At 61.2% G+C, this 13,927-nt stretch carries 11 protein-coding genes; 1 reads left to right on the top strand and 10 read right to left on the bottom strand.

Features of this window, described 5'->3' with window-relative positions; translation table 11 throughout:
• Nucleotides 1-10: 10 nt before the first annotated feature.
• The 10 genes from CGA21_RS17495 to edd form a co-directional block, all read right to left on the bottom strand.
• Nucleotides 11-1,357, bottom strand: coding sequence for a carbohydrate porin (locus tag CGA21_RS17495; protein WP_188264693.1), 1,347 nt, complete (start codon nucleotides 1,355-1,357; stop codon nucleotides 11-13).
• A 196-nt stretch (nucleotides 1,358-1,553) separates the two neighbouring features.
• Nucleotides 1,554-2,714, bottom strand: coding sequence for an ABC transporter ATP-binding protein (locus CGA21_RS17490; protein WP_020797036.1), 1,161 nt, complete (start codon nucleotides 2,712-2,714; stop codon nucleotides 1,554-1,556).
• Between the two features lie 3 nt (nucleotides 2,715-2,717).
• Entirely contained in the window at nucleotides 2,718-3,563 is an 846-nt protein-coding gene (locus CGA21_RS17485; RefSeq protein ID WP_110748846.1) for a carbohydrate ABC transporter permease, read from the bottom strand.
• On the bottom strand, nucleotides 3,556-4,464 hold the full coding sequence (locus CGA21_RS17480; protein WP_033041184.1) for a carbohydrate ABC transporter permease: 909 nt from the start codon (nucleotides 4,462-4,464) through the stop codon (nucleotides 3,556-3,558). Before CGA21_RS17480 ends, CGA21_RS17485 begins: the two co-directional genes overlap by 8 nt.
• 157 nt (nucleotides 4,465-4,621) lie before the next feature.
• Nucleotides 4,622-5,920, bottom strand: a complete 1,299-nt coding sequence (locus tag CGA21_RS17475; RefSeq protein ID WP_188264692.1) for an ABC transporter substrate-binding protein — start codon at nucleotides 5,918-5,920, stop codon at nucleotides 4,622-4,624.
• A gap of 117 nt (nucleotides 5,921-6,037) precedes the next feature.
• Nucleotides 6,038-7,297 carry an AGE family epimerase/isomerase gene (locus CGA21_RS17470; RefSeq protein ID WP_188264691.1) on the bottom strand — a complete coding sequence of 420 codons (1,260 nt, stop codon included), beginning with the start codon at nucleotides 7,295-7,297 and terminating at the stop codon, nucleotides 6,038-6,040.
• A gap of 203 nt (nucleotides 7,298-7,500) precedes the next feature.
• Complete coding sequence (locus CGA21_RS17465; protein WP_110748840.1) at nucleotides 7,501-8,970, bottom strand: ATP-binding protein; 1,470 nt, start codon at nucleotides 8,968-8,970, stop codon at nucleotides 7,501-7,503.
• A complete protein-coding gene (locus CGA21_RS17460; protein ID WP_020797042.1) occupies nucleotides 8,960-9,691 on the bottom strand; it encodes a response regulator in 732 nt (243 codons plus the stop codon). Before CGA21_RS17460 ends, CGA21_RS17465 begins: the two co-directional genes overlap by 11 nt.
• 177 nt (nucleotides 9,692-9,868) lie before the next feature.
• Nucleotides 9,869-10,828, bottom strand: a complete 960-nt coding sequence (locus tag CGA21_RS17455; RefSeq protein WP_110748838.1) for a glucokinase — start codon at nucleotides 10,826-10,828, stop codon at nucleotides 9,869-9,871.
• Nucleotides 10,825-12,651 (bottom strand): phosphogluconate dehydratase, encoded by a 1,827-nt coding sequence (gene edd / locus CGA21_RS17450; protein ID WP_020797044.1) that lies wholly within the window; start codon nucleotides 12,649-12,651, stop codon nucleotides 10,825-10,827. Before edd ends, CGA21_RS17455 begins: the two co-directional genes overlap by 4 nt.
• 220 nt (nucleotides 12,652-12,871) lie before the next feature.
• On the opposite strand from edd, the gene gap reads away from it, so the two are divergent.
• A complete protein-coding gene (gene gap / locus CGA21_RS17445) occupies nucleotides 12,872-13,873 on the top strand; it encodes a type I glyceraldehyde-3-phosphate dehydrogenase (RefSeq protein ID WP_020797045.1) in 1,002 nt (333 codons plus the stop codon).
• Nucleotides 13,874-13,927 lie beyond the last annotated feature (54 nt).

Genomic DNA, 13,927 nt, shown 5'->3' with positions numbered 1-13,927 from the left:
CGCAGTCGCGTTAGAACACCGACTGAATTTTCAGGCCGGCGACCAAAGCGTTATCAACTTCATCGACGCCACCTGGGTGAGTGATGTATTGCAGGTTCGGACGCACGGTCAGCCAGTTGGTCACGTGGAAGCCGTAGTTGAGTTCGTAGTTGTATTCGGTGTCGCGCAGCGGCGAGAACAGTGGATCGTTGTAGTCGCTGACGCCATTGGAGGCGTTGACCAATTCGGCGTTTTTCTTCACGTCATCGTTGACATGGATACGGGCGAAACCGATGCCCAGGTCATCTTTGGGGCGCGCATCGAACGGCCCCTTGTACACCAACATCAGCGACTGGTAGTTGTCGACGATGTTGGTGTCCTTGTCGTGGAAAGTGGCGTTGGCGGCAATGTTCAGACCGCGGGTCGCGTCACCGTTATGGCTGGTGAGTTGCTGTTGTGCAACGAACCAGTAGCCATGCTTGCTGCTGTGGCTGCGATAGGCGTTGCCGCTGGTCGCCGCGTTATTGCCGTTGTCGTCTTCAAGAACGTCATCGGCGCTGGCCGTGCTCTTGTAGTAACCGACACGGTATTCGCCCGGCAGGTTGCCAGGGTTAGGCAACCACACCAGTTCGACCGGCAGGACGGTGCCCTCGGTCCCACTGCCGCTTAGCTTGAAGCCATTGCCGTGCTCCAGTTGCGACGGGTTCTGGTTGTAGGCGCCGATCTGCGCATAGAACTCAGGCGAGATGTTCCACTTCAGGCGGATAGCGGCTTGGCTGACCGGCCAGTTGTACCAGATGTTGGTGGCCCAGTTGCCCACCTGGGAGCCGCAGAACGCCAGGTTCTGGAATTCGCACGGGAAGGTGTTGAAGTCTTCACCCTCACCGAAGTAACCGGCCTTGATGTCGAGTTTATTGTCGAGGAACTGGTGCTTGATCCACAGTTGGGTCAGCCGAACCATATGACCACGACCGTAGACTTCCTGCGAGGAACTCAAGGTGCCGGCACGCGGGTCGCCGACACGGTCATTGGAGATGTTTTCACCGTTACGGTTGGTGAGCTGGATCTTGGCCTGGGTGTTGTCCCAGCCGAACAGTTTCTCCAGGTCCAACGCCGCGCCCAGGCCAAACTGGTCGCTGTAGCGGGCGGTCTTGTCATCGTTGAACCCGCCGTGGAGGTTGCCGCCCACCTCACCGACGTAGTCCATCTTGATGTCGATGCCCTGCTCGATCAGCCTGGTCCGCTCGCCCCCCCAATCGCCGGTCATCCATTCGGAATCGGCGCTGAACGCTTCAGCCGCGTGAACGCTGCCGGCCAGCATCATGGCTGCAACGGCCGATAACTGGCAGATAAGCTGAGCGCTGTTGTTCTTCTTCATCCCTACTTCCTCGTCTTATTGTTATTAACTTTTGTTTTTCTAACGCGGTTCCATCGGTTGTGGCAGGCGACAGGCCGCCCATCACGGAGCCCCCATGTGGGAGCGAGCCTGCTCGCGAAGGCGGTGTGTCATTCAACGCAAATGTCGACTGATAGACCGCTTTCGCGAGCAGGCTCGCTCCCACAGTTGTTGATCTCTACCTACCCTTGAACTGGGTCACGTTGGCAGGCCGGTGTTCGGCGTGTGCTTGACCGGCAGCCCCCAGGCGCTCGCCAGTCTTGGCATCGAATAGCAGCACTTTGGCCGGATCGAATTGCAGGGTCAGGGTCTCGCCCACGGCCGGTGCGACGTCGGGCGCCAGACGACAGCAGACCTTGGTGTCGTTGAGATTGACGAACACCAGGGTGTCGGGGCCGGTCGGTTCGGTGACCTGGACCTCGGCGCGAATGGTCGGCAAACCGTTGGCTTCGCCATTAGCCAGGATGATTTGCTCCGGGCGCATGCCGAGGATGACTTCGCGGTCTTCGAGACCGGCGTCCTGCATGCCCAGCGGCAACTCGCATCGGGCCTGGCCGCTGTCGAGCAACGCCAGCAGACGCCCGTCCTTGCGTTGCAGGCGCAGGGGAATGAAGTTCATTGGCGGCGAGCCGATGAAGCTCGCCACGAACAGGTTGGCCGGGTTGTTGTAGATGTCCTTCGGCGTGCCGAACTGCTGGATGATCCCGTCCTTCATCACCGCCACCTTGTCACCCAGGGTCATGGCTTCGATCTGGTCGTGGGTCACGTACACCGTGGTGGTTTTCAGGCGCTGGTGCATCAGTTTCATTTCGGTGCGCATCTCGACCCGCAGCTTGGCGTCGAGGTTGGACAGTGGCTCGTCGAACAGATAGATCTTCGGCCGCCGCGCCAGGGCGCGCCCCATCGCCACCCGCTGTTGCTGGCCGCCGGAGAGCTGGCCAGGCTTGCGGCTGAGCAAGTGTTCGATCTGCAACAGCTTGGAAACCCGGGCGACTTCTTCGTCGATGTCGGCGGTCGGCATTTTGCGAATCTTCAGGCCGAAGGCGATGTTGTCGCGCACGCTCATGGTCGGGTACAGCGCGTAAGACTGGAACACCATGGCGATGTCGCGATCTTTCGGGCTCATGCCACTGATGTCGGCGTCGTCCACCAGGATCGCACCGCCGCTGATGGTTTCCAGGCCGGCGATGCAGTTCATCAAGGTGGATTTTCCGCAGCCGGACGGGCCGACCAGGATCAGGAATTCCCCGTCATCGATTTTCAGTTCGATGTTCTTCAGGGTGTCCGGCAAACCGGCGCCGTAGGTCTTGTTGACGTTGCGTAATTCGAGAGTTGCCATGTTCTACCCCTTGACCGCGCCGGACGTCAGCCCACGCAGGAAATACTTGCCAGCGAATATGTAGACCAGCAGTGTCGGCAGCCCGGCGATCATCGCGGCGGCCATATCAACGTTGTATTCCTTGGCCCCGGTGCTGGTGTTGACCAGGTTGTTCAGGGCCACGGTAATTGGCTGGGCATCGCCACTGGCGAAGACCACGCCGAACAGGAAGTCATTCCAGATCTGGGTGAACTGCCAGATCAGGCAGACCATCACGATCGGGATCGACATCGGCAGCAGGATCTTCCAGAAGATCGTGAAGAAGCCCGCGCCATCGAGCCGCGCGGCCTTGACCAGCGCATCCGGAATGCTCACGTAGTAGTTGCGGAAGAACAGCGTGGTGAACGCCAGGCCGTAGACCACGTGCACCAGCACCAGCCCCGTCGTGGTGTTCGCCAGGCCGAACTTGCCGAGGGTGAACGACGCCGGCAGCAGCACGGTCTGGAACGGCAGGAAGCAGCCGAACAGCAACAGGCCGAAGAACAATTGCGAACCACGGAAGCGCCACATCGACAGTACGTAGCCGTTCATGGCGCCGATAAAGGTCGAGATCAGTACCGCCGGCACGGTGATTTTCACCGAGTTCCAGAAGTAGCCGCCGACCACGTCCCAGGCCTTGATCCAGCCGATACCGTCGATCACGGTCGGCCAGCTCAACAGGTTGCCGGTGCGGATGTCTTCCGGGGTCTTGAAGCTGGTCAGCAGCATCACCACCAGCGGGATCAGGTAGACCGCCGCCGCCAGCAGCAGCGTGGCGTAGATCGCGATGCGGCTGAAGCTCAGCGAGGGCTTTGCGAGTGAATTAGTCATGGCGTTTGCCTCGCAGCTCGGAGTACAGGTACGGCACGAGGATGGTCAGCACGGCGCCGAGCATCAGCATGGCGCTGGCCGAACCGATGCCCATCTGGCCACGGCTGAAGGTAAAGGAATACATGAACATCGCTGGCAAGTCGGAGGAGTAGCCGGGGCCACCCGCCGTCATCGCCGCCACCAGGTCGAAGCTCTTGATCGCGATGTGCGCAAGGATCATGAAGGCGCTGAAGAACACCGGGCGCAGGCTCGGCAGCACGATCTTCAGGTAGATGGTCGGCAGGCTCGCACCGTCGACTTGCGCGGCACGGATGATCGACTGATCGACACCGCGCAGGCCGGCCAGAAACATCGCCATCACGAAGCCAGAGGCTTGCCACACGGCGGCGATCACCAGGCAGTAGACCACGCGATCCTGATCCACCAGCCAGTCCAGGCGAAAGCCTTCCCAGCCCCAGTCACGCAGCATCTTGTCCAGGCCGAGCCCTGGGTTGAGCAGCCATTTCCACGCGGTACCGGTGACGATCATCGACAGCGCCATCGGGTACAGGTACACGGTGCGGATGAAGCCTTCCTTGCGGATGCGCTGGTCCAGCAGCACGGCAAGGAACACGCCCAGCACCAGGCTGATGCCGATGAACATGCCGCCGAACAGCGCCAGGTTCTTGCTCGCGACCCACCAGCGGTCGTTGTCCATCAGGCGCATGTATTGCTGCAGGCCGACCCACTTGTAGGTCGGCATGAAGCTGGAGTTGGTAAAGGACAGTATGAATGTCCAGATGATGTAACCGTAGAAGCCAACCAACACGATCAGCATGCTCGGCGCGAGTACCAACTTGGGTAACCAGCGTTGCAGCGCATCGAACGGTGAGGCTTTGCTGAAAACCGCCACAGAGCTCATCGGGATAATCCAGGTTAGAGAAATGAATCGACACGCCGATCCCCTGTGGGAGCGGGCTTGCTCGCGAAAGCGGTGTGTCAGTCGACATCAATGGTGAATGTCAGTCCGCATTCGCGAGCAAGCCCGCTCCCACATTGGGGTCAGGCTGTGTCAGGGATTACTGGGCGGCTTTGACGGCCGACGCCAGTTGGGCGCTGGCCTTGGCCGGGTCGGCGTCCTTGTCGTTCATGAAGTTGGTGACCACGTCGAAGATCGCGCCTTGAACGGCCAGGGAGGTGGCCATGTTGTGCGCCATGCTCGGTTGCAGGCCGCCGTTTTTCTCGTCCGCCAGGAAGTCCTTGGCCGCCGCTTGGGCGCAGGAATCGAAGCCCTGGCCAGCCATGTCGTTCAACATGTCGGTGCGCACCGGGATCGAGCCCTTGTTGGTGCTGAAGACTTTCTGGAAATCTTTACCCAGGGCGACCTTGGCCAGGTCTTGCTGCGCGGCGATATCACCCTTGCGATCAGCTTTCAACTTGAACACCGCCATCGAGTCGATGTTGTAGGTGAAGGCTTTTTCAGTGCCCGGGAAGGCCACGCACTGGTAGTCCTCGCCCGCGACTTTCTTCGCCGCGGTCCATTCGCTCTTGGCCCAGTCGCCCATCATCTGCATGCCGGCCTTGCCATTGATCACGTCGGCGGCGGCGATGTTCCAGTCACGACCGGCGCGGTTCGGGTCCATGTAGGTGGTGATTTTTTTCAGCTCGGTGAAGGCCTTGGTCATCTCGGCGCCCGAGAGGGTTTTCTGATCCAGGTCTACCAGGGCTTTCTTGTAACCGTCGGCGCCCATGACCGAGAGCACCACGTCTTCAAACACGGTGCTGTCCTGCCAAGGCTGGCCACCGTGGGCAAGCGCGATGAAGCCGGCGGCCTTGAGCTTGTCGCCAGCGGCATAGAATTCTTCGAGGGTGGTTGGCGCTTTGTCGATCCCGGCTTTCTTGAACACTTGCGGGTTGATCCACAGCCAGTTGACGCGGTGGATGTTCACCGGCACGGCGACGTAATCGCCTTCGTATTTCACGGTGTCGGAGACTTTCACAGGCAGCAGGCTGTCCCAGTTTTCCGACTTGGCGACGTCTTTCAACGTTTCGGTACTGAGCAGGCCAGTGCTGCCCCACTCCTGGATGTCCGGCCCCTTGATCTGGGCAACGCCCGGCGGGTTACCCGCTACAGCGCGGCTCTTGAGCACGGTCATGGCCGTGGAACCGCCACCACCGGCGACTGCGCCATCCTTCCAGGTGAAGCCATCTTTTTCGACTTGAGCCTTGAGGACATCGACCGCTGCTTTTTCACCACCCGACGTCCACCAGTGAACGACTTCCACGGAACCCTTGGATTCGGCGGCAAGCACACTGAGAGGGAGCGCAGACAGGGAGACGAGAGAAATGACAGTAGCGAGGCGAGAAATCGCATTCATCGATAAGTACCTTTCTTGTTGTTATGCATGCAAGTCTGGTGCTTGCGCTGCAGAGGATTTTAAACAGGGGATGTCCCTTCGCAGGTAACGAAGGGACGCGCGAATGTCACCGCATGGTTACATGGAATCGCTCTGGGGCAACGCCGCCAGCGCACTGGCCATGCTCGGCGCGAGCGGCAGGCGCGGGATCAGCACCGCTTGCCAGGCATGATAGAGATCGGGTTTGCCCGCCCAGATATCGCCGCTGGGGCGGTTCAATGGGTCGAGTTCGTGGTGCCAGCTGCCGCATTCATGGTCGATGAAATGACATTCACAAAATTCCCAGAACAGTCGGTACCAGCGTTCGTACTGCTCATCGCCCGTGCGCTTGAGCAAGGCACTGGCAGCGGCGCTGGCTTCGCAATGGGTCCAGTGCAGGCGATGGCGAACCACCGCCTTGTTGTCCCAGTCGAGGGTGTAGACCATGCCCGGTGCGCCATCGATCTCCCAGCCGTGTAGACAGTTCTGTTCAAAGAGTTTTTGCGCGTCGGTGAGCAACCAGCCCGGCGTGAGCATGCCGGCGCGCACCCGCGCGGCTTCCAGATGCAAGAGCAATCGGGCCCATTCGAAACCGTGGCCTGGCGTGGTGCCGTAGGGGCGGAAACCGTCGGCCGGGTTGTCGCGGTTGTACTCGCGCAGGGGCAGCCAGTCGCGGTCGAAATGTTCGATCACCAGAAAGCCGTTGGCGGCGGCGCGGCCATGAATCACCCGCTCGACGATGCGCTGGGCGCGGCACAACCAGCGCTTGTCGTCGCTGACATCGGCCAGGGCGAGGAAGGCTTCGGTGGCGTGCATGTTGCTGTTGGCGCCGCGATAGGCTTCCTCGCAGCTGAAGTCGCGATTGAAGGATTCGCGCATGGCGCCCTCCTCCTCACTCCAGAAGTACGTGTCGATGATGTCGACCGCGTCATCGAGCAAGGCTTGGGCGTCGGGCCGTTGTGCAACCACAGCGGAACTGGCGGCCAGGGCCACGAAAGCATGCAGATAGGCATTTTTGCCGGTGTTGCCGTCGCGGTGTTCGGCCACTGCGAACCAGCCGCCGTGCACGGCATCGCGCAACGGCCCGCGCAGGGCCCGGATGCCGTGATCCACCAGCTCGGCAAAACCCGGCAGGCCCTGGATGTGCGCCATGGCGAAGCTGTGGGTCATGCGCGCGGTGTTCATGGTTTGTGCTTGCGCGTCGGCCGGCAAGCGGCCCTTTTCATCCAGGTTGCCGAAGCCCTCGGGGAGCTTCGAAGCCTTGGCAAATGCCAGCAGCCGCAAGCCTTCGGCGGCGAGCCATTGCTGGTGGGCGGGGGCGTTCAGCCAACTGCTGAAGGCGGGTTGAGAGGAGTCCATGGGGTGCCTTTTTTGTTGTTATGACTGCAGGGCAGTCTAAACAACGGGCGGCGGCGGACTTGTAACGAAGGGGGCGAGTTATGTCACCAAGCTGTGACATTCATCAGCAATGGCGCAACCTGGCTTTGTAGGAGCCGGCTTGCTGGCGATGGCGTTTTCAAGGACGCCATCGCCAGCAAGCCGGCTCCTACAGGTCTCGTGTTTCAATCGACGGAACGCGGCAATTGCAGCGTCACCCGCAACCCGCCTTCACGCAGGTTTTGCAAACTCACTTCACCGCCATGACTATGGGCAATGTTGCGCGCAATCCCCAAGCCCAACCCATACCCCTGCTGCTGACCAGCCAAGCGAAAGTGCGGCTCGAACACCTGCTCCAGCCGTTGCTCCGGAACCCCCGGTCCTTCATCGTCTACATGCAGGACGAAGGCGCTGTCGTCATCGTCGATGTACAGGTGGGCGTTCTGGCCGTACTTCAGGGCGTTGTCGATCAGGTTGCCGATGCAACGCTTGAGCGCCAGCGGTTTGCCCGGATAGGCCGCCAGGGCACGGCCTTGCTGGGTCACGCGACCGTTACCGGTGGGCGACAGGTACGGCTCCACCAGGCACTCGAGCACATGATTAAGGTCCACCGGCTCGATGTTCTCGTGGATGTCGGTGTCTTTCACACACTGCAGTGCGCCCTTGACCAGCAGCTCCAGCTCATCCAGATCGCGACCGAACTTGGCTTGCAGCTTTTCGTCTTCCAACAACTCGACGCGCAGTCGCAAACGGGTGATGGGCGTGCGCAGGTCGTGGGAAATCGCACTGAACAACTGGCTGCGTTCGGTCAGGTAACGGCTGATCCGTTCGCGCATGGTGTTGAAGGCGCGGCCGACCTCGACCACTTCACTGCCGCCACCTTCGGCCACCGGCTCGACGTCGGCGCCCAGCGACAGGTCGCGCGCCGCCCGCGCCAGGCGCTTGAGCGGCCTGCTCTGCCAGTGCACCAGCAGGCCGATGAACAACAGCAGGAAACCGCTGGTGAGGACGATGAACCACACTTGCTGCGCCGGCAGACCCTGCTCTTCGAGGCTGGTGTAGGGTTCGGGCAGCAGCGAGGCGATGTACAGCCATTCCCCCGGCGCCATCTGGATCTGCGTGACCAGCACCGGCGGGTTCACCGGTTCCAGGGTCAATGCGTAGTGCGCCCAGGAACGCGGCAGTTCGTCGAGCTTGAGACCGCCATTGAAGATCCGCAGGTCTTCGGGGCTGACAAAGGTCACCGAGATGTCGGTGTCCTGCCCCAGGGACTGGCGCAGCACTTCGTCCACCGCGTTGATCACCGCCTCCTTGCGCGGGGTGATCGGCAGCACTTCCATGCCCAGGGGTTTGTCATTGAGCGTCACCACGAAACGCGTGCCGCCCATGCTGCGCAGCTGGTCGAGCACCAACGGGCGGTACGCCACCGGCAACGAGCGCAGGTAACTGACGCTGGCGTTCATCGAGTGAGCGAGGCTGCGCGCACTGGTGACCAGGCCTTCAAGCTGGGTCGCACGCAGTTGGGAAACCCAGATCACGCTCGACAACGCCTGGGCGAACAACACCGCGAGCAGCGTAAGCAACAACATGCGCCCGAGCAGCGAGCGTGGCACCGGCACGCGGCCGGCCAGCTTGCGCAAGAAATCAGTGACCATTGGAGGCAACCACACTGGCAGCCAACTGATAGCCGCTGCCCCGTACGGTGCGAATCAGTCGCGGTGGTTTCTCCGTATCGCGCAGGCGTTGGCGCAAGCGACTGACCGCCATGTCGACGATGCGATCCAGAGGCATCAAGTCGCGGCCACGGGTGGCGTTGCCAATCGTGTCGCGGTCGAGGATTTCCTGCGGGTGGTCGAGAAACAGCTTCAACAGGGCGAAATCGGCACCGGACAGAATCACCTCTTCGCCATCGATGTGAAACAGGCGATGGCTGACCATGTCCAGGCGCCAGTCATCGAAGGCCAGCACTTCGCTGCCGGAGCGCTCCTGACCGAACTGCGCCCGGCGCAGCAACGCCTTGATGCGCGCTTGCAATTCGCGAGGGCTGAAGGGTTTGCCAAGGTAGTCGTCGGCGCCCAGTTCCAGGCCGATGACCCGGTCGGCCTCATCGGAGCTGGCGGTGAGCATGATGATCGGCACCTGCGACTGGCGCGGGTGCTGGCGAATCCAGCGACACAGGCTGAAACCGTCTTCGTCCGGCAGCATCACGTCGAGGATCACCAGGTCGCTGGGGGCCTCGTTGAGGGCCTGGCGAAAGCCCGCTCCATCGGGCGTGGTACGCACCTGGAACCCGGCGCGGGTCAGGTAGGTGTCCAGCAACTCGCGTATCTCTTGATCGTCATCGACCAACAAAATCGACTTGTTGACTGAGCTCACGGGGCGGCGTCCTTGTTGTTTGAATTGGGCGGATTATGCCTTAAGCACCGATTTTACAAACACCACAGAAACAACTGTGGGAGCGGGCTTGCTCGCGAATGCGATGTGTCAGTCAACGAATGAGTTGAATATGAAAACGCATTCGCGAGCAAGCCCGCTCCCACACTGGATCGCATTTCAGGTCGGGATTGATTGCTCCAGCGCCACACCCGCGCCAACCAGCCCAGAATACGGCGCGGTCACCAGCCACACCGGTATCCCTTTGAAGTAATCGCTCATGCATCCCTTGTCGGCAAAGCACCGGGCGAAACCACTTTCGAGGAAGAAATCGGCGAAGCGTGGAATCACCCCGCCAACGATGTACACACCACCGCGCGCACCGGTGGTCAGCACGTTGTTGCCCGCCACGCGACCGAGCCAGCAGCAGAATTGCTCGAGTACTTCCATTGCAATCGGGTCACCCGCCAGACCGGCAGCCGTAATCGCTTCTGGCGTGTCGAGCACCGGCTCGTGGCCGTCCACCGCACAGATCGCCCGATAGACTCGGGGCAAGCCGCCGCCGCTCAATGCCGTTTCGGCGCTGACATGTCCGATCTCGTTGAAAATCTGCTGCCACAGTTGAGTCTCGCGCGGACTGCTCAGCGGCAGATCGACGTGACCGCCCTCCCCCGGCAGCGGGGCAAAACGCCCTTCCCCGAGATCTAGCAGGGTGCCGACACCCAGGCCCGTGCCCGGGCCAATCACCACCGCCGGGCGCAACGGCTCCGGCGTGCCTTCGCAGACCACGCGGAATTCGCCCGGCTGCAAACGCGTCATGCCCAGGGCCATGGCCGAAAAATCGTTGACCAACAGCAGTTGATCCACCTGCAAGGCCTGGCAAAAACCCTTGCGGCTCAGGCGCCAGTGATTGTTGGTGAACTTGAATTCGTCGCCGCTCACGGGGCCTGCCACCGACAGGCACACCGAACCGATCGCACCCGGCGCCAGGCCAAGCCCGTCCAGATAGAGGCTGATCGCCTCTTCCGGGCTGGCATGGTCGGCCGTCGCCAGCACCTGGACCGATTCCAGCTGCTGGTTTTTCCACAACGCGAACCGTGCGTTGGTGCCACCGATGTCACCGACCAAAGCCAGTTTCAATTAAGCGTCTCCAGGGCAGAAGTGAAGGCGCTGGCCCCCTGCTCTGCCGAGCTGAAGGCCATGCGCATGAAACCAAACAGTTCGCGACCGGTGCCGATGTTGTTGCCCAACAAACCCTTGGCCGGCGTGCGCGCTGCGAATTCTTCGGCGTCCACCTTAAGCTCCAGGGTGCCTTTGACGCCATCGACGCGGATGATATCGCCCTCCTGCACCCGCGCCAAAGGCCCTCCCACGTAAGCCTCGGGGCTGACGTGGATGGCCGCCGGGATTTTCCCCGACGCGCCGGACATGCGCCCGTCGGTGACCAGGGCAACCTTGAAGCCGCGATCCTGCAGCACACCGAGGAACGGCGTCATTTTGTGCAGTTCCGGCATACCGTTGGAACGCGGCCCCTGGAAACGCATCACCGCGACGAAATCCTTCTCCAGCAAACCGGCCTTGAACGCATCGGCCAGGTCCTGCTGATCCTGGAACACCATGGCCGGCGCTTCGACGATCTGGTTTTCCAATGCCACGGCCGACACCTTCATCACGCCGCGACCGAGGTTGCCTTCCATCACACGCAGGCCGCCTTCCGGCGAGAACGCCCGGGCAACCGGACGCAGGATGCTTTCGTCGAGGCTTTCGGTGATGCCTTCGCGCCAGACCAGTTCGCCGTTATCGAGGAACGGTTCCATGGTGTAGCGGCGCAACCCGTGGCCCAGCACGGTGTTGACGTTTTCGTGGAGCAACCCGGCGTCCAGCAATTCGCGTATCAGGAACGACATGCCGCCCGCGGCCTGGAAGTGGTTGATGTCGGCCTTGCCGTTCGGGTAGACGTGGCTCAGGGTTGGCACGACTTCGGAGAGGTCGGCCATGTCTTGCCAGGTCAGCTGGATACCCGCCGCCATGGCAATCGCCGGCATGTGCAGGGTGTGGTTGGTCGAGCCGCCGGTGGCGTGCAGGGCAACGATGGAGTTGACCAGCGAACGCTCGTCGACGATTTCGCCGATCGGCAGGTAGTCGCCGTTCTGTTTGGTAATGCGCGTCACCTGGTGCGCCGCTTCGCGGGTCAGGGCGTCGCGCAATGGCGTGTTCGGGTTGACGAAGGAAGCACCCGGCAAATGCAGGCCCATGACTTCCATCAGCAACTGGTTGGTGTTGGCGGTGCCGTAGAAGGTGCAGGTGCCAGGGCTGTGGTAGGAGTTCATTTCCGACTCCAGCAGCTCTTCACGGCTGGCCTTGCCTTCGGCGTAGCGCTGGCGCACGTCGGCTTTCTGCTTGTTGGAAATACCCGACACCATCGGTCCGCCCGGCACGAAGATCATCGGCAGATGGCCGAAGCGCAGCGCGCCCATCATCAGGCCCGGGACGATCTTGTCGCAGATGCCGAGCATCAGCGCGCCATCGAACATGTTGTGGGACAACGCCACGGCGGTGGACAGCGCGATCACTTCCCGGCTCGGCAGGCTCAGTTCCATGCCCGGCTCGCCCTGGGTGACGCCATCGCACATGGCCGGGGTGCCACCGGCGAACTGGCCGACGGAGCCGATTTCGCGCAGGGCTTTCTTGATCAGCTCCGGGAAGACTTCGTATGGCTGGTGCGCCGAGAGCATGTCGTTATATGACGAAACAATCGCGATGTTGGCGGAGTTCATCATCCGCAGGCTGTTCTTGTCGTCGCTGCCGCAACCGGCCACGCCGTGGGCGAAGTTGGCGCATTGCAGCTTACCGCGCATCGGACCGTCGCTGGCGGCATCACGGATCAGTGCAAGGTAAGCCTCACGCGTGGCGCGGCTGCGGGCGATAAGCCGTTCGGTGACCTCAAGTACGCGGGGATGCATGTGTAGAACTCCAGGCTAACGGATGTGGCGACCTGATTGTCTATGCTGATCAAACACCGGTGTCGATGGGATGACAGACGGCTTTTCTGACCATTCGGACCAGTTGATTCAGGTCACTCGTTGTAGATTGAACAAAATATTGCCATTAAAAAGGCTTGTTTTCTATTTTTTTGCGAATAATCTTGTAATTCCAACAACAAAACGACGGCGGCGCTGACAAATGACTCTACGAATCGCAATCAATGGTTTTGGCCGTATTGGTCGCAACGTCCTCCGAGCACTCTATACCCAAGGCTATCGCCAGGATTTGCAGATCGTCGCCATCAACGACCTGGGTGACAGCGCAATCAATGCGCATTTGCTCAAGTACGACACGGTTCACGGCACGTTCGACGCCGATGTCCAGCATGATCAGGAAAGCCTGACCGTCAACGGCGACCGTATCGCGGTCAGCGCCATTCGCAATCCGGCCGACTTGCCCTGGGCCGCGGAAAAGATTGATGTTGTGTTCGAATGTACCGGTCTGTTCACCGACCGCGCCAAAGCCGCCGCGCATATTACGGCCGGTGCACGCAAAGTGATTATCTCGGCCCCGGCCACGGGTGCGGACGCCACTGTGGTCTACGGCGTCAACCACGACATTCTGCGCCAGTCGCACCAGATAATTTCAAACGCCTCGTGCACCACCAACTGCCTGGCCCCGGTGGCCCAGGTGCTGCACCGCGAACTGGGCATCGAAAGTGGCCTGATGACCACCATCCATGCCTATACCAACGATCAGAACCTGACCGACGTCTACCACACCGACCCGTACCGCGCCCGTTCGGCCACCCAGAACATGATCCCGAGCAAGACCGGTGCGGCTGAAGCGGTCGGCCTGGTGCTGCCGGAGCTGGCGGGCAAACTGACCGGCATGGCGGTGCGCGTGCCGGTGATCAACGTATCCCTGGTCGACCTGACCGTGCAGCTGAAAAAAGAAGCCAGCGCACAAGAGGTCAATGCGCTGCTCAAGCAGGCCAGCCAGCACTCGAAAATTCTCGGCTACAACACCTTGCCGCTGGTCTCCAGCGACTTCAACCATAACCCGCTGTCGTCGATCTTCGACGCCAACCACACCAAGTCCAGCGGCAAGCTGCTCAAGGTGCTGGCCTGGTACGACAACGAATGGGGCTTCTCCAACCGCATGCTCGATAACTGCCTGGCGCTGTGCAACGCCGAATAAGCGATGAATTACGACGACTCGTTCCGCATTGACGCAATCCTGTAGGAGCTGCCG

Source organism: Pseudomonas sp. PSB11, from assembly GCF_014596605.1.
GTDB classification, from domain to species: Bacteria; Pseudomonadota; Gammaproteobacteria; order Pseudomonadales; family Pseudomonadaceae; genus Aquipseudomonas; species Aquipseudomonas umsongensis.
This window is presented reverse-complemented; position numbering and strand designations above follow the sequence as displayed.

Coding starts and splice junctions, on each gene's coding strand:
- CGA21_RS17470 (WP_188264691.1), bottom strand. CDS start 7,297: ATGGACTCCTCTCAACCCGCCTTCAGCAGTTGGCTGAACGCCCCCGCC.
- CGA21_RS17480 (WP_033041184.1), bottom strand. CDS start 4,464: ATGAGCTCTGTGGCGGTTTTCAGCAAAGCCTCACCGTTCGATGCGCTG.
- CGA21_RS17495 (WP_188264693.1), bottom strand. CDS start 1,357: ATGAAGAAGAACAACAGCGCTCAGCTTATCTGCCAGTTATCGGCCGTT.
- edd (WP_020797044.1), bottom strand. CDS start 12,651: ATGCATCCCCGCGTACTTGAGGTCACCGAACGGCTTATCGCCCGCAGC.
- CGA21_RS17485 (WP_110748846.1), bottom strand. CDS start 3,563: ATGACTAATTCACTCGCAAAGCCCTCGCTGAGCTTCAGCCGCATCGCG.
- CGA21_RS17465 (WP_110748840.1), bottom strand. CDS start 8,970: ATGGTCACTGATTTCTTGCGCAAGCTGGCCGGCCGCGTGCCGGTGCCA.
- gap (WP_020797045.1), top strand. CDS start 12,872: ATGACTCTACGAATCGCAATCAATGGTTTTGGCCGTATTGGTCGCAAC.
- CGA21_RS17475 (WP_188264692.1), bottom strand. CDS start 5,920: ATGAATGCGATTTCTCGCCTCGCTACTGTCATTTCTCTCGTCTCCCTG.
- CGA21_RS17490 (WP_020797036.1), bottom strand. CDS start 2,714: ATGGCAACTCTCGAATTACGCAACGTCAACAAGACCTACGGCGCCGGT.